At 72.6% G+C, this 16472-nt stretch carries 9 protein-coding genes and 1 pseudogene; 8 read left to right on the forward strand and 2 right to left on the reverse strand.

All coding sequences use genetic code 11. From position 1 onward, the window contains the following. Positions 1-83 precede the first annotated feature (83 nt). From AMK31_RS06820 to AMK31_RS06835, 4 genes and pseudogenes are all read left to right on the forward strand, one after another. Positions 84-6578, forward strand: a pseudogene (locus tag AMK31_RS06820) (beta-ketoacyl synthase N-terminal-like domain-containing protein); the annotation flags it as partial. Between the two features lie 98 nt (positions 6579-6676). After that, positions 6677-8239, forward strand: a complete 1563-nt coding sequence (locus AMK31_RS06825) for an MFS transporter (protein WP_079186725.1) — start codon at positions 6677-6679, stop codon at positions 8237-8239. A gap of 201 nt (positions 8240-8440) precedes the next feature. Further along, the gene (locus AMK31_RS06830) at positions 8441-9208 is read left to right on the forward strand and encodes an AfsR/SARP family transcriptional regulator (RefSeq protein ID WP_073939460.1); all 768 of its coding nucleotides are present in this window, start codon (positions 8441-8443) and stop codon (positions 9206-9208) included. A gap of 71 nt (positions 9209-9279) precedes the next feature. After that, positions 9280-10380, forward strand: a complete 1101-nt coding sequence (locus AMK31_RS06835) for an LLM class flavin-dependent oxidoreductase (RefSeq protein WP_073939461.1) — start codon at positions 9280-9282, stop codon at positions 10378-10380. A gap of 49 nt (positions 10381-10429) precedes the next feature. Here AMK31_RS06835 and AMK31_RS06840 read toward each other — a convergent pair whose 3' ends face one another. Beyond that, positions 10430-10642, reverse strand: a complete 213-nt coding sequence (locus tag AMK31_RS06840) for a ferredoxin (protein WP_385312889.1) — start codon at positions 10640-10642, stop codon at positions 10430-10432. Then, complete coding sequence (locus AMK31_RS06845; RefSeq protein ID WP_073939462.1) at positions 10639-11874, reverse strand: cytochrome P450; 1236 nt, start codon at positions 11872-11874, stop codon at positions 10639-10641. Before AMK31_RS06845 ends, AMK31_RS06840 begins: the two co-directional genes overlap by 4 nt. Before the next feature lie 262 nt (positions 11875-12136). Here AMK31_RS06845 and AMK31_RS06850 point away from each other — a divergent pair, with 262 nt between their 5' ends. From AMK31_RS06850 to AMK31_RS06865, 4 genes are read left to right on the forward strand one after another with little or no spacing between them, the layout of a single operon-like run. Beyond that, positions 12137-12904 (forward strand): 2-oxo acid dehydrogenase subunit E2, encoded by a 768-nt coding sequence (locus AMK31_RS06850; protein ID WP_073939463.1) that lies wholly within the window; start codon positions 12137-12139, stop codon positions 12902-12904. Next, the gene (locus AMK31_RS06855; RefSeq protein ID WP_079186726.1) at positions 12901-14088 is read left to right on the forward strand and encodes an alpha/beta hydrolase; all 1188 of its coding nucleotides are present in this window, start codon (positions 12901-12903) and stop codon (positions 14086-14088) included. Before AMK31_RS06850 ends, AMK31_RS06855 begins: the two co-directional genes overlap by 4 nt. Beyond that, positions 14085-14963 carry a TIGR03621 family F420-dependent LLM class oxidoreductase gene (locus AMK31_RS06860; RefSeq protein WP_073939464.1) on the forward strand — a complete coding sequence of 293 codons (879 nt, stop codon included), beginning with the start codon at positions 14085-14087 and terminating at the stop codon, positions 14961-14963. Before AMK31_RS06855 ends, AMK31_RS06860 begins: the two co-directional genes overlap by 4 nt. A 5-nt stretch (positions 14964-14968) precedes the next feature. Next, positions 14969-16462 (forward strand): FAD-dependent monooxygenase, encoded by a 1494-nt coding sequence (locus tag AMK31_RS06865; RefSeq protein ID WP_073939465.1) that lies wholly within the window; start codon positions 14969-14971, stop codon positions 16460-16462. Positions 16463-16472: the final 10 nt, after the last annotated feature.

Here is a 16472-nt window from a genome sequence, read left to right on the forward strand (position 1 = left end):
CCGATCACCGAACCGTCAGCAGCAAAGGGTGACCTTCCGTGTCGAACACCGAGGACAAGCTCCGCGATTACCTGAAGCGGGCGACCGCCGATCTGCGCCAGGCCCGGCGCCGGCTGACGGAGATCGAGGAAGGCCTGCACGAGCCGATCGCGATCATCGGCATGGCCTGCCGTTACCCGGGCGGGGTGACCTCCCCCGAGGAGCTGTGGCGGCTGGTCGCCGAAGGCACCGACGCCATCGGCGAGTTCCCCCACAACCGCGACTGGAACGTCGACGAACTCCACGACCCGGACCCCACCGCGACCGGCAAGTCGACCACCCGCCGGGGCGGCTTCCTCCACGACGCGGCCGACTTCGACCCCGAGTTCTTCGACATGAGCCCACGCGAAGCGCTCGCCCTGGACCCGCAGCAACGGCTGCTCCTGGAGACCGCCTGGGAAGTCTTCGAACGCGCCGGAATCGACCCGACCGGCCTGCGCGGCAGCGACACCGGCGTCTTCGCGGGCGTGATGTACAACGACTACGCCTCCCGGCTGCGCCCCGCGCCCGAGGAGTACGAAGGGTTCCTGGCCACCGGAAGTCTGGGCAGCGTGGCATCGGGGCGACTGGCGTACACCTACGGTCTCGAAGGACCGGCAGTCTCGGTGGACACCGCCTGCTCCTCGTCACTGGTCGCCCTGCACCTGGCCGTGCACTCGCTCCGCCGGAACGAATGCTCCCTCGCCCTCGCGGGCGGCGTGACCGTGATGGCCACCCCGAACACATTCGTGGAGTTCAGCCGGCAGCGCGGGCTGTCCCCCGACGGCCGCTGCAAAGCCTTCTCCGACGACGCCGACGGCACCGGCTGGGCGGAAGGCGTCGGCCTCCTCCTCGTCGAACGCCTCTCCGACGCCCGCCGCAACGGCCACCCCGTCCTCGCCGTCATCCGCGGCACCGCCACCAACCAGGACGGCGCCAGCAGCAGACTCACCGCACCCAACGGACCCGCCCAGGAACGCGTCATCCGCCAGGCACTGGAGAACGCACAGCTCAGCCCCACCGACATCGACGCCGTGGAAGCCCACGGCACCGGCACCACACTCGGCGACCCCATCGAGGCCCAGGCCCTCCTCAACACCTACGGACAGGACCACTCCCCCGAGCGGCCGCTGTGGCTCGGCTCGATCAAGTCCAACATCGGCCACACCCAGGCCGCCGCCGGGGTCGCCGGGGTCATCAAGATGGTGATGGCCATGCGGGAACGGACCCTCCCGCGCACCCTGCACGCCGAGCGGCCCACCAGCCACGTCGACTGGTCCGACGGCACCGTCCAACTGCTGAACACACCCCGCCCATGGGAAGCGACGCACGACCGCCCCCGCCGCGCCGCCGTCTCCTCCTTCGGCATCAGCGGCACCAACGCCCACGTCATCCTCGAAGAAGCCCCCACTCCCCAGGACCCCGAGGACGACGTCCGCCTCCCCGACATTCCGTGGCAGTTGTCGGCGAAGACGCCGCAGGCGCTACGGGATCAGGCGCGCCGTCTGCTGGAGCATCTGCGGGATGCGCCCAGCGCGGATACGGCGGCTATCGGGCAGGCGCTGGCCGCCCGGACACGGTTCGCCCAACGGGCCGTGATCCTGGGCACCGACCGCATCGCCGCCCTCACCGCTCTCGCCGAAGACACCCCGCATCCACAGGTGATCACGGGCCAGGCCCGGGAAGGCAAGACGGTCTTCCTGCTGACGGGCCAGGGCAGCCAGCGTCCTGGCATGGGACGCGAGCTGTACCGGGCCGAGCCCGTCTTCGCGGACGCCTTCGACACCGTATGCGACCTCTTCGACCCGCACCTCGAACTACCTTTGCGGGAGGTGATGTGGGGGGAACACAGCCACCACCTGAATGAGACCCGTTACGCCCAGCCCGCCCTGTTCACCCTCCAGGTCGCCCTGCACCGCCTGCTCGCCCACCACGGCATAACCCCTGACGCCCTGATCGGCCACTCCCTCGGCGAGATCACCGCCGCCCACCTCGCCGGGATCCTCACCCTCACAGACGCGGTCACCCTCATCACGACGCGAGCGCATTACATGCACCAGGCCCGCAACGACGGCGCCATGCTCGCGGTCAACGCCGGCGAGGACGAAGTCCGCCCCTTGCTCGACGCCAGCGTCGACATCGCCGCCGTCAACGGCCCCCACAGCACAGTCATCTCCGGTGATGCCGAGACGATCAACACTCTCGCCACTCACTTCAGCAAGACCACCCGGCTGCGGACCAGCCACGCCTTCCACTCCCACCACATGGACGGCGTCCTCGACGACTTCCGCGCGGCCATCAGCACCATCACCCACCACCCACCGGCCATACCTCTCATCTCGAACCTGACCGGCCTACCCCTCACCCAGGACGAACTGGGCCCCGACTACTGGGCCCGCCACATCCGAGGCACAGTCCGCTACCACCAAGGGATCAAGCACCTCGCCGCCACCGGCCACACCCGCTACCTCGAACTCGGCCCCGACACCACCCTCAGCACCCTCACCCCACACGCCACCCCCACACAGCGACCCAACACCCCCGAAGCCGAGACCTTCGAAAGCGCCCTCGCCCACCTACACGCCAGCGGCCACACCCCCACCACGTACAACCCCACCGGTCACATCGCCCCTGGCCTGCCCACATACGCCTTCCAGCGCCAGTCGTACTGGCTGCCCACACCCCCAGCGCCGGCCAAGACCACCGACCACCCCTGGCTCGACACAGCCATCCACCTCACCGACGACCGAACAGTCCTCACCGGCCGCATATCCCTGACCACCCACCCCTGGCTCGCCGACCACACCATCGCCGACACCCCCCTCCTCCCGGCAACGGCCTTCCTGGACCTCACCCTCCACGCAGCCCACCACACCGACACCCCGAACATTCAGGACCTCACCCTCGAACAACCCCTCCCCCTCACCACAGCAACCACCCACTTCCAAATCACCATCAACGCACCCGACCCCGAAGGCCAACGCACCCTCACCATCCACACCCAGCCCACCCCCGACGCCCCGTTCACCCGCCACGCCACCGCAACCCTCACCACCACACCCACCACCCCAACCGCCCTGACCTGGCCCCCGACCTCCCCACCGCTCGACACGAGCCACCTTTACGAAGCCCTCGCCGACCACGGCTACACCTACGGCCCCACCTTCCAGAACCTCACCCACGCCTGGCACGACCCACACACCGGCAACCTCCACGCCGAAACCACCCTCGCCCCCAACACCCAAACCACCGGCCACACCCTCCACCCCGCCCTCCTCGACGCAGCCCTCCACCTCTGGGCCTCGGTCCGTGCCGAGCAGGGCCCGGCCGGGGATGAGCGGCTGCTGCTCCCCTTCAGCTGGTCGGGAGTGCGACTGCACGCCACTGACGCGACGTCGGTGCGGGTGCGGCTCACGCCGGTCGGGGAGGACAGCATGCGGCTGGATGTCACCGACCTGGCCGGCGCGCCGGTGATGACGGTCGCAGAGGTCACCGCGCGTGCGGTCGGCCGCGACGCTCTCGCCGTACCGCACACGGGCGGCAACAGCGTCCGACGGACTCCGCTGCATCTGCTGCGCTGGAAGCCCGTCCCACTCCCCGCGGCCGAGGCGGAAACGGCGGACGCGGCCGCCGTCCCGGCGGGAACCTACGTCCTGGGGCCGGACCCGCTGGGTCTGTCGGATGCGCTCGGGGTCACCGCACACGCGGATCTCGCCTCGCTGTGGGAGGCGGTGGCCGCGGGTGCGCCCGCGCCCGTGCGGGTGCTGGCCACCCTGACCGGAACCCACACCGACACCGAAGCCGGAACCGGAACCGGAACCGGAAAGGCGGACGCTGACGCCGGCACCGACACCGACACCGACCCATCCGTGCCCGAACAAGCCCGCCACCAAGCGGAACGCGCCCTCGCCCTCACCCAGGACTGGCTGGCCGACGAACGCTCAAGCAGTGCACGACTGGTCGTGGTGACGTGGGGCGCGGTGGCCGCCCGGCCGGGCCCGGAGATCCGGGATCTGGCGGCGTCCACGGTCTGGGGGCTCGTCCGCACCGCGTACTCGGAGCACCCGGGTCGGTTCGGGTTGCTCGACCTCGACGGGCCGCTCGACGGGCGGCTGGACGCGGTGCGGGCGGTCGTGGCCGCGCTGCGTGCCGACGAGGAGTTCCAGGGCGCGGTGCGGGACAACGGGCTGTACGTGCCGCGGATCGTGCCGGCGGAGTCGGCCGGGGATGTGCTGACGCCGCCGCAGGGGGTGGAGCACTGGAAGCTGGACGTGGGCACCGCCGGTTCGCTGGACGGGGTCGCGCTGCTGCCCGCGCCGGAGGCGGGTGCGCCGCTGAAAGCTGGTCAGGTGCGGGTGGCGGTCCGGGCCGCCGGTCTGAACTTCCGGGACGTACTGATCGGGCTGGGCATGTACCCGGGGGACGACGCGCGCATCGGTGGCGAGGCGGCCGGTGTGGTGCTGGAGACGGGGCCCGATGTCACCTCGGTGGCGCCGGGGGACCGGGTGATGGGGTTGTTCCCCTCGGGTGGGATCGGTCCGGTCGCGGTCACCGACCACCGTTGGGTGACCCGGATGCCGGCGGGGTGGGGGTTCCACCAGGCGGCGGTCGTTCCGGTGGTGTTCCTGACCGCCTACTACGGCCTGCGGGACCTGGCGGAGGTGCGCCGGGGCGAGCGGTTGCTGGTGCACGCGGCGACCGGTGGCGTGGGCATGGCCGCGCTGCAACTGGCCCGGCACTGGGGCCTGGAGGTGTTCGGCACGGCGAGCCCGGCGAAGTGGGAGGTGCTGCGGTCGCTGGGGGTGCCGGAGGAGAGGATCGCCTCGTCCCGGACCCTCGAGTTCGAGGAGCGGTATCGGGCGCTGACCGGCGGGCGCGGTTTCGACGTCGTACTGAACTCGCTGGCCCAGGAGTTCGTGGACGCGTCGCTGCGGCTGCTGGCGCCGGGCGGTCGCTTCCTGGAGATGGGCAAGACGGACGTCCGCGACGAGGCGGAGGTGCGGTCGCGGTTCCCCGAGGTGTCGTACACGGCGTACGACCTGATGCGGGTGGCGCCGGAACGGGTGCAGGCCATGCTGACGGAGCTGGTCGGTCTGTTCGAGTCGGGGGCGCTACGGCCGTTGCCGTCGACGGCGTGGGACGTCAGTCACGCGCGGGACGCGCTGCGTCATCTGAGTCAGGCCCGGCACACCGGCAAGGCGCTGCTGACGTTGCCGCGCTCGCTGGATCCGGAGGGGACGGTGCTGATCACCGGCGGCACCGGCACCCTCGGCAGTCTCCTCGCCCGCCACCTCACCACCCACCACGGCATCCGCCACCTCCTCCTCACCAGCCGCCAAGGACCCAACGCCCCCGGCGCCCAACAACTCCTCCACGAACTCACCCAACACGGCGCCCACCCCCGCATCGAAGCCTGCGACACCAGCAACCCCACCCAACTCGCCCACCTCCTCACCACCATCAACCCCAACCACCCCCTCACCACCGTCATCCACACCGCCGGCACCACCCACGACGCCACCCTCACCACCACCCTCCAACCCAAAACCGACACCGCCTGGCACCTCCACCACCTCACCCAAAACCACAACCTCACCCACTTCATCACCTACAGCTCCCTCACCGGCCTCACCGGAACACCCGGCCAAGCCAACTACGCAGCCGCCAACACCTTCCTCGACGCACTCGCCCACCACCGCCACACCCAAGCCCTCCCCGCCACCTCCCTCGCCTGGGGCCTCTGGCAACAAACCAGCACCCTCACCCAACACCTCACCCCCACCGACCACGCACGGATGGCGCGCGAGGGCATCCTGCCGCTGGGGACGGAGGAGGCGCTGGCGTTGTTCGACGCCGCGTTGGAGGGGCGGCAGCCGCTGGCCGTGGGGGCCGCTCTCGACATGTCGGCGGTGCGGTCCGGGGCCGGTGCGGCTGTGCGGCCGCTGTTCGCGGAGCTGCCCGGTGCGGAGCGGGTGGCGCGGCGGGCGGCGCGGGTGGCCGTGGCGCCGGGCGGGCCGTCGCTGCGGGAGCGGCTGGCCGGGCTGGACGCCGTACGGCGTCAGGACGAGGTGGTGGACCTGGTGCGGGGCCACGTCGCGGCGGTGCTCGGGCACACGGACGCGCACGGGGTGGCCACCGAACGGCCCTTCAAGGAGCTGGGCTTCGACTCGCTGACCGGGGTGGAGCTGCGCAACCGGCTCGCCGGTGTCACCGGGTTGAGCCTGCCGTCGTCGCTGGTCTTCGACCATCCGACGCCCGCCGCGCTGGGCCGGTTCCTGACGCAGGCGCTGGCGCCCTCCGAGGACGACACCCTGGCATCCGTACTGGCGGATCTGGAGCGGGTGGCGCGCCGGGCGGTGGCGCTGCCCGCGGCGGAGGGCGGCCGCGGGGAGGTGGCGACGCGGGTCCGGGAGCTGCTGTCGCGTCTGGAGCCCGACGGCCGGCGCGGCCCGGACGGCGGTGGCGGCGGGGCTGGGGCCGCGGCCGGGGCAGCTGTGCTGGCGGAGGCCTCCGACGACGAGATCTTCGACTTCATCGATCGTGAGCTGGGCGTCAACTGACATTTCTCATACACGGATTGAGAAGCGGGGACTGTCCCTGTATCTTCCGGATGGAATCGGGGACAGTCCCCGCTAATTGCCGAGGAGACAAGCCGACCATGAGTGAAGAGACCCTCGCCGGCACGGGAACCGGCACCGGCACCGGCACCGGCGCCGGCACCACAGCCCAGAGCCCGCCGGGCGCCACGACCGAGTCGGCCGGCCGGCCCGGTGTCGTACTCGTGATCGTTCTCGCCCTGCAGACGATGCTCATCCTCGACGTCAACGTGGTGAACATCGCGCTGCCGCAGCTGAAGGAGTCCCTGGGGTTCAGTCCGACAGGACTGTCCTGGGTGCTCAACTCGTATCTGCTCACCTTCGGCGGGCTGCTGCTGCTCGGCGGCCGGATCGGCGACATCCTCGGCCATCGCCGCGGGTTACTCATCGGCGTGACGGTGTTCACCGCCGCCTCCCTGCTCGGCGGTCTGGCCACCTCCGCCGGGCTGTTGCTCGCCGCCCGCGCCCTGCAGGGCGTCGGCGCGGCGGTCGCGGCGCCGACCGTGCTCGCCCTGATCAGCACGCACTTCACCGAGGAACGGGCACGGGCCCGCGCCCTCGGGGCGTACGCCGCGGTCTCCGGCTCCGGTGCCGCGATCGGCCTCATCGGCGGCGGCCTGCTGACCGACTGGCTGTCCTGGCGCTGGGTGCTGTTCATCAACGTGCCGATCGGCGTGGCCCTGCTGGCCCTGGCCCCGGCGTTCATCCGCGAGACCGACCGCTCCCCCGGCCGCTTCGACCTCTCCGGCGCGCTGATGTCCACCGTGGGCATGACCGCCCTGGTCTACGGTTTCATCCGGGCCGCCGAGGACGGCTGGGGCGACCCGCTGACGCTCGGCGCCTTCGCTCTCGCCGTGGTCCTGCTCGCCGCGTTCGTGTTCATCGAGAACAACGCGCGGCAGCCGATCATGCCGCTGCGTCTGCTCACCGACCGCAACCGGGTGACGGGCTACCTGGCCCTGCTGTTCGTCATGGCGGCGGGCAACTCGATGTTCTTCTTCCTCACCCAGTTCCTCCAGGAGGTCAGCGACTTCAGCCCGATCCAGGCCGGGCTGGCGTTCGTGCCGCTGGCCCTGCTCATCCTCGGCGCCTCCAGCGTCGCGGCCAAGGCGCTGCCGAAGGCGGGGCCGCGGGTGCTGACGGCGGTCGGCGCCGCCGCCATGAGCGCCAGCCTCTTCTGGTACGCGCGGATCGACCCGTCCTCCACCTACGCCGCCGACCTGCTCGGCCCCATGCTGGTGGCCGGCCTGGGCATGGGCACGCTGCTCGTGGGGGTCACCACGATCCTGATGTCCGGCGTCGACCCGGAGGACACGGGCGCCGCCTCCGGCTTGCTGAACGTCATGCAGCAGATCGGCGCCGCGCTCGGTCTGGCCATCATGGTGACGGTCTTCGGCACCGCGAGCCGGGACGCCGAAGGGCACATCCCCGCGAACCTCGACCCTCAGGGCGCCGCCAACTACGTACTGACCGAAGGGGTCACGGCGGCGTTCACCTGGGGCGCCGTCTTCACCGCCGCGACGATTCTGCTCACCCTCGCCATGCGTGCCGTGCCCACCGGTGGTGGAGCGGCCGAAGAGGTGGCGGAGGAGTCCGCCGACGAGAAGGCGGTCCCGCTCCGGTAAGGCGGTCCCGCCGCCGGGTGTTCGCTCGCGCGGCCCTCGCGCCCCGACCGGTCCCGTCGGTCCCGTCGACCCGGTCGGTCCCGTCGGCCCGGTCGACCGACCCCGTCGGTCCCGTCGGCCGGGGCGGCCCGGGCCGACCGCGGCCGGCCGAGGTCACCGATACAGCCCCTCGCCCCCCAGCTCGCTCAGGAAGGAGACGTCGTGCGATTCGAGGTCCTGGGAAGTCTGCGCATCACCGACGGGGAGGAGGTGTCCACGGTCAGCGCCTCGAAGATGGAGTCCCTTCTCGGGGCTCTGCTGGTGCGAGCCGGGGAGGTCGTCTCCACCGACGAGATGTGTACCGAGATCTGGGGGCAGGAGCCCCCGCGGCGGGCCACGGCCACCCTGCACGTCTACATCTCCCAGCTGCGCAAGCTGCTGCGGCACACGACGGGGAGCGCGAGCCTGATCGAGACGCGCTTCCCCGGTTACCTGCTGCACCTCGGGAACGGCACCCTGGACGCCCACGAGTTCCACGCCCTCGCCCGGCAGGGCCGGGCCGCCAGCCGGGCCAGGCGGTACGCGGACGCCTCCGCGCTGCACGGTCGCGCGCTGTCGCTGTGGCGGGGCCCGGTGCTGGGCGAGCTGCGCGGCGGGCCGATCGTCGAGGAGTTCGCGCTGCGGGCGGAGGAGACGCGACTGGAGTGCGTCGAGCAGCGCAACGAGGCCGAGCTGGCGCTGGGGCGCCACCGTGAGCTGGTGGGGCCGCTGTACGCGCTGGTGCGCAGGCATCCGCTGATCGAGGCGTTCCACCGGCAGTTGATGCTCGCCCTCTACCGTTCCGACCGGCGGGCCGACGCGCTCCAGGCCTTCCGCGACCTGTGCGCCGTCCTGGACGGCGAGCTGGGGATCGCGCCGTGCCGCCAGGTGCGCGAGCTGCATCACCGGATCCTGGTGGACGACGACCCGACCGTGCCGAGCGCGGCGTGACCGCGCACGGCGCGGCACCGGCCGCACGGGACGCGTTGTTAAACCGGGGACTGTCCCCATATTCTGCGTCCATGACCACTTCCCCCAGCTCAGACGTTCTTCTGTCCGTCCTGGACACCGCGCCCGTGTGGAAGGGGTCGACGGCGACCGACTCCCTGCGCAACACCGTGCGCCTGGCCCGGGCCGTGGACCGGCTCGGCTACCACCGCTTCTGGCTGGCCGAGCACCACAACATGACGGCCCTGTCGACCAGTTCACCGGCCGTGCTCGCCGGTCAGGTGGCCGCCGCCACCCGCCGGTTACGGGTCGGCGCCGGCGGGGTCATGCTGCCGAACCACCCGCCGCTGGTGGCGGCCGAGCAGTTCGGCACCCTCGCCGCTCTTCACCCGGGCCGGATCGATCTGGGCGTCGGCCGCGCCCCCGGCACCGACCCGCTCACCGCCCGGGCACTACGACGCCAGGCCGGCCCGGCGGGCGGCACCGACTTCCCCGCGCAGGTCAAGGAACTGCTCAGCTACTTCGCGCCACCGGGAGCCGACACCGGCCGGAACGGCAGCGACGGCCGAATCCCGACCGCCGGACCCCGTCCCGTCCCCGCCGTCCGTGCCGTCCGTGCCGTTCCGGCGAACGAGCACTTCGTGCCGGTGTGGGTGCTCGGCTCCAGCGACTACAGTGCGCGGCTGGCCGCGGTCCTCGGGCTGCCCTTCGCCTACGCGCACCACTTCTCGCCGCACGGCACCCTCGCCGCCCTCGACACCTACCGCACGCGGTTCCAGCCGTCGCCGTATCTGAGCGAGCCGTACTGCCTCGTGTCCGTCTTCGCCGCGGTCGCCGACGACGACCGGCGCGGCAGGCAGCTCAGCGAGCCGCTGCGGGCGATCACCGCGCAGTCGCTGCGCGGCCTCGATCCGCTCTTCCCGTCGGTCGAGGAGGCCGCGGGGTTCGAGCTGTCCGCCGAGGAGCGGACCGTGGTGGACGCGCTGTACGGCGCCCAGGTCTTCGGCGGTCCGGAGACGGCGCGCCGGCGGATCGGCGAGCTGGTCGAGACGACCGGCGCGGACGAGGTGATGGTGGTCAGCGCCATCCAGGACCACGACGAACGCGTCCGCTCCTACGAGCTGCTCGCCCAGGTCACGGGACGGGTCCCGGCCCTCGTCGCGGCGAGGGCCTGAACAACCCCCCGGAACCGGCCGGCTCCCTCCGCCGACCGCTCCCGTGTCCTCAAGTGCCCGGCTGCTCCACGGTGATGGCGGCGGCCGGGCACAGGTGGGCGGCCTCACGGGCCCGTTCCACGGCGGTGCCGGAGACCGTGCCGTCGGTGAGCTGGGTGACGAGGCCGTCCAGGTCCTGGTCGAACAGATCGCCGGCGGCGAGTACGCACTGTCCGGCGCCGACGCAGCGCTCGCTGTCGGCGACGACCCGCACGGCGTTCACCACTCCACCGGCAGTTCGTAGATGCCCTGGACCCCGCTCTGCGCGGGCTTGATCCGCACCTCGTCGGCGGAACCGGCGAGGCGCAGTCCGGGAATCGCGCCGAACAGGGCGGACAGCGCGCTCAGCAACTGGGCGCGGGCGAGGTTCTGTCCGATGCACTGGTGCGCGCCGTAGCCGAACGCGAGGTGGTGCCGGGCGCCGCGTTCCAGGTCGAGCGTGTGGGGGTCGTCGAAGACGTCCGGGTCGCGGTTGATGCCGGTGGTGGACAGCATCACGCTGTCGCCCTCGCGGATGGTGACACCGCCGACGGTGATGTCGGCGGCGGCGACCCGCATGAGCACGTCCCCGATGGACAGGTAGCGCAGCAGCTCCTCGACGGCGAGCGCGGCGTTCTCCGGGTCGGAGCGGAACCGGGCGAGCTGGTCGGGGTGCCGGAGCAGGGTGTACGTACTCAGGGTGATCATGCTGGCGGTGGTCTCGTGGCCGGCCATCAGCAGGACGATCCCGAGCCGGATCACGTCGTCGTACGGGATGGAGCCCTCCGCGAGGTCACGGTGCACCAGGAGGTCCAGCAGCCCCTCGCCGGGCTCGGTCTGCTTCTGCTTCTCGTCCACCAGGTCCGTGATGTAGGAGCGCAGATTCATCAGCGCGCCGGTGGCCTGCTCCTCGGACACCTGAGGTGACACCAGCAGCGAGGACTGCTGCTCGAAGTACTCGTGGTCCGCGTACGGCACGCCGAGGATGCCGCAGATGGTGTGCGAGGACAGCGGCAGCGCGAGGCCGGTGAGCACTTCGGCGGGCGGTCCCTGTTCCAGCATGGAGCCGACGAGTTCGCCGGCGCGCCGGTGGATGGACTCGCTCAGTTCGCGTGTGCGCCGCACCGAGAACGCCGGGATGAGGCGGCGCCGGTAGGCGGTGTGCTCGGGCGGGTCCATGCCGATGAGGATGGTGGCCTTCTGGATGGCCTTGCGGCGCGGGCTCGGGGACGGGAAGTCCGGGCGGTTCCAGTCGGAGGACAGCCGGGGGTCGACGAGCAGGTCGCGTGCCTCGGCGTGACCGAGCACGACCCAGGTGGCCCGCCCGTCGTACAGCCGCGCCCGGACGACGGGGCCCTCGGTCCCGCGCAGTTCGAGGTAGCCGGGCGGGGGCTGGTAGGGGCAGTGCCGTGCCTGGGGGAAGTCGGGCAGCGGCTCGGTGCCCTCGGGGAGGGTCACGACGCTGGGGTGTGCCATGGGCGGTCTCCTGCGAGCAGCGGCGTCCTGGAATGCGGGCCAGCCTGGAAGCGGCGTCTAGCGCGGTTCTAAAGGGCGGCTAACAGCCCTGGCCGGTGCGGGCGGGCCGGGGTGGCAGGAGGGGCGGGAGGGGCAGGAGGCAGCAAAAGGCCGTGGAGGGCGACCGGGGGGCGAACGGCCTGGCGAGGGCGAACGGCCGACGGCATGCGGCGCTTTAGCGAAGTCTAGGGTGCCCTTCAGCCGCGCTGACGAGATTGGCGGGATGCAGATCGCAGCCATCGCCCGGGAACGGCGGCACACCCTGCTCTTCCTGGATGAGATACGTCCGTTCGCGCCGGTGCACCTGGACACCGAGGTGGACATGTCCGAGGTGCTGGCCCACCGGGCCGCCGCCCAGGGCGACGGGCACCCGCTCTCCGTGGTGACGTACGTGCTCCACGCCGCGGCCCGGGTGCTGGCCGCCCACCCCGAGGCGAACGCCGCGATCCGCGGGCATCTGCGGCCGCGGGTCGCGCGCTTCGGCGAGGTGTCCGGGAAGATCGCCCTGGACAAGGAGATCGGGGGCCGGCGAGTCGTGGTCTCGGCGGTGCTGCCGGATCTGCACAGGGCCGGCCTGGCGGAGATCCAGCGGCGCGTCACACAGCTGCGGGACGGCGATCCCGAGGCCATGCCAGAGTTCGCCTCGACGCTGCTGCTGCACCGGCTGCCCGGTCCCGTCGCACGCGGTCTGTACCGGCTGGCGGTACGGCCGCTGGTGCGCCACCCCCGCTTCTTCGGCACCTTCGCGGTCAGCTCGCTCGGGCACCGGGCCGTCGACGGTTTCCACTCCGTGGGCGGCACGACGGTCACGTTCGGCGTGGGCCGGATCGTGGACCGGCCGGTGGTCCGGGACGGCGCGGTGGGCAGCGCGCCGGTGATGCGGCTGAACCTCACCTTCGACCACCGGGTGATCGACGGGGCGGAGGCCGCCGACATCCTCACCGAGGTCAAGGAACTGCTGGAGAGCCACCCGGACGGGGAGGCGCGGTGAACGACGTCGAGGAGCTGAAGACGTTCGTCGGGGTGCACGCCCGCCTCCTGGGCATCCCCCGCGAGAGGTCGCGTACGGTGCTCGGCCGCATCGTCCACGACAAGGAGGGCGAGCCGGGGTCCTGGGCGCGGGAGTGGACCGCCGCCGGCATCGAACTGGAGCGGCGGGGCCGGGAGTCGGCGGCCGGGAAGTGCTTCAACCTCGCCCGGTTCCCGTACGTCGACGGGCCGGCCCGCGCGGAGGCGCAGCGGCTCAGCGTCGCGTCCTTCGACCGGTGGCGGGCCGGGCTGGACGCCGGGATCCGGCGTCTGGAACTGGATCTGGAGGGCGGCCGCCTCAGCTGCTGGGTGGCGGGGCTGGCCCGGCCGGGCACCGAACCGCGCCCCGTGCTCCTGCTCAGCGGCGGGATCGTCAGCGTCAAGGAGCAGTTCGGGCCGATCCTCGCCCGGGCCGGGCGGCTGGGCGTGACGGTCGTCGCGCTGGAGATGCCGGGCGTCGGCGAGAACACCTGGCGCTACGCCGCGGACAGCCACCGCATGGTGACGCAGGTGCTGGACGCGCTCGCCGACCGTGCGGACGTGTCCCGGGTGTGCGCGCTGATGCTGAGCTTCAGCGGGCATCTGGCGCTGCGCGCCGCCCTGCACGACCGGCGGATCCGCGGGGTCGTGACGGCCGGGGCGCCGGTGCGGGACTTCTTCACCGACACCGGCCGGTGGCCGGCGGTCCCCCGGGTCACCGTGGACACCCTCGCGGCGCTGGCGGGCGTGGCGCCCGACGCGGTGGGCGCGCATCTGGAGGGCTGGGCGCTGACCCCGGACGAGCTGGCGGCGCTGGACGTGCCGGTCGCGTATGTCGTCAGCGAACGTGACGAGATCATTCCGGCCGGTGATCCGCAGTTGCTGCGGGAGCACGTCCGCACGCTGCGGCTGCTGGTCCACGACGACGTGCACGGCTCGCCCTCGCATGTGGCGGAGAGCCGGCTGTGGAGTCTGCGGCAGGCGCTGGACGTGCTGGGCGGCCGTCCGCCGCAGCAGGCGGTGCTCGGCGCGGCGCTGTCGGTGCTGCGTGCCCGGCAGCGGGTGGCCACGGCGCTGGCCCGGCGGAACACGGCGGCGGTGCCCGCGCCGCGGAACGGGACGAGGACGGTCGCGCGTCTGGGCGCGGCCGGAAAGGGGAAGCGATGACCGAGACCACAGAGCGGCCGTTCCGTTTCGCGGTCAACGCCCTCGCGCACGACACCGACTGGCCCGCGCTGGCCCGTGAGGCGGAGTCGCTCGGCTACGACCTGATCGGGACCAGCGACCATCTGGGCATGACGGCGCCGTTCCCGTCGCTGGTGGCCGCCGCGGCCGCCACCAGCCGGATCAGGGTCACCACGTACGTCGTCAACACCACTCTGTGGGATCCCGAGGTGCTCGCCCGGGAGATCGCCGGCACCGACCGGCTGACCGGGGGCCGGCTGGAGGTGGGCCTGCACCCCGGCTGGAGCAGCAGCACGGCCACGGCCGGGCTCACCGAGGCGGACCGGCTGGCCCGGCTGGCGAAGACGGTGGACGTCCTTGAACGGCTGCTGCCCGATCCCGAGCACCGGCCGCGCCCCCTGCAGCGGCCCCGGCCGCCGCTGATGATCGTCGTCAACGAGCCGGGCGAGGTGGAGCTCGCCGCGCGGCACGCCGACCTCATCGGCGTCATGGGAGCCGGGCTGCCCCTGGGCGGCGGTCTCCGGCTGCTGGCGCCCGACGAGTTCGCCCGCACCGTGGACGGTCTGCGCGACCGGCTGGCGGAGCTGGGCCGCACCGCCGAGCTCAACGTGGGCGCGAAGCGCGTGGTGATCACCGACGACCGGGAGACCGCCGCCGAGAAGGTGCGCATCGACCTGGCGCCCCACCTGACCGCGTCGCAGCTGCTGGACCTGCCGACCGTGCTGATCGGCACCCACGAGGAGATCGCCGCTCAGCTGCGGGCGGCCCGCGCACGTTTCGGGCTGTCGTACATCACGGTCTTCGCCCCGTTCCTGCGGGACTTCGCGCCCGTCATCCCGCTGCTGAGGGAAGGATGAGCCCATTGACCGAGCCCGTGATCGTGGTGGGCGCCGGCCCCACCGGACTGATGCTGGCCTGCGAGCTGCGGCTCGCCGGCGTGCCCGTCGTCATCGTGGAACGGAACGCCGTCCCCGACCCGCACTCCCCGGGGCAGGCGGTCAACTCCGCGGTGATGGACCTGCTCGACCAGCGCGGTCTGGCCGGGGAACTGCGGGCGTCGGGGCGGCCGTTGCCGGGCGCACACTTCTCCCTGGTGTGGCTGGAGCCTGAGCGCCTGACCGGACCGCCGCGCCCGCGCGGGCTGCTGGTCGCCCAGTCACGTCTGGAGGCGCTGCTGGAGCGGCGTGCCGTCGAATCGGGCGCACGGATCCTGCGCGGCCGGGAGGTCGTGGACCTGCGGCAGTCCGCGGACGGGGTCACCGTGCGGTTGCGCGCGACGGACCGTGAGCCCGCGGGGGACGAACTGCTGCACGGCTCCTACCTGGTGGCGGCGGACGGCACCCGGAGCACCGTACGACGGCTGGCCGGGATCGGCTTCCCGGGGTCCGACTGGACCGTGTCGGGGACCGTCGGGGATGTCGAGGCCGACTTCGCGGACCTGGCCGCCGACCATCTCGGCGCGTTCCACACGAGCTCCGGCGGCGTGTACTCCGGCTCCCCCGCCGGACCCGACGTCCTCCGGGTGATCACCGTCCGCTTCGACGACGGGACCCCGGACGCCGGACCGGTCGCCCTCGACGACCTCCAGCAGGACGTGCGGGCGCTGACGGGCCGCCCCCTCCCGGCACGCCGACTGGTCTGGGCGAAGCGGTTCACCAGCGTCAACGGCAACGCCGAGGGCTACCGCGCGGGCCGGGTGTTCCTGGCCGGCGACGCCGCGCACTCCTTCTTCCCGCTCGGCGGGCTGCGGCTGAGCACCTGCCTCCAGGACGCGGTGAACCTCGGCTGGAAGCTGGCCGCGGAACTCGCCGGCTGGGCCCCGCCCGGACTGCTGGACACCTACCACGCCGAACGCCACCCGGAGGGCGAGCGGGCCCGGCTGGCCCTGGACGCCCAGCTGGCGATGATGGACCCACCGGGCCGGTCGGCCGGCATCCGGTCCCTGATCACGCGGTTGGCCTGGTACGACGACGTCAACCGGCACCTGGTGGACCTGGTGACCGGGGCCGACGTGCGGTACCCCGTGGCGGCGGACGGCGGCTCGGAGCCGGACGAACGGCTGGGCGGCCGGCTCGCGGGCACGGCACCGCTGCTGCGGGGCGGACGCGGCCTGCTGCTCGTCCCCGACGAGGCCGCCGCGGCCCTCGCGGACACGGCGGCGGGCTGGGCGGACCGGGTGGACACGGTCACGGCGTCGGCGGCCGCGGACGGACCGGCCGCACACGGACCGGCCGCCGAGGGACCGGCCGCCGAGGCCACGCCGGTCCTGCTGCGCCCGGACGGACACGTGGTGTGGACCGAGGGCGCCGGAACGCTGGAGGCGGCCCTGAAGACCTGGTTCGGTGCCCCGCGCTGACGGACCGCGC

The organism is Streptomyces sp. TSRI0107 (genome assembly GCF_001905845.1).
Taxonomy (GTDB): Bacteria; Actinomycetota; Actinomycetes; order Streptomycetales; family Streptomycetaceae; genus Streptomyces.

Bases quoted from the DNA above. Each gene is read 5' to 3' on its own strand.
- AMK31_RS06845 (WP_073939462.1), bottom strand. From the start codon at position 11,874: ATGGCACACCCCAGCGTCGTGACCCTCCCCGAGGGCACCGAGCCGCTG.
- AMK31_RS06860 (WP_073939464.1), top strand. From the start codon at position 14,085: ATGACCGAGACCACAGAGCGGCCGTTCCGTTTCGCGGTCAACGCCCTC.
- AMK31_RS06825 (WP_079186725.1), top strand. From the start codon at position 6,677: ATGAGTGAAGAGACCCTCGCCGGCACGGGAACCGGCACCGGCACCGGC.
- AMK31_RS06850 (WP_073939463.1), top strand. From the start codon at position 12,137: ATGCAGATCGCAGCCATCGCCCGGGAACGGCGGCACACCCTGCTCTTC.
- AMK31_RS06835 (WP_073939461.1), top strand. From the start codon at position 9,280: ATGACCACTTCCCCCAGCTCAGACGTTCTTCTGTCCGTCCTGGACACC.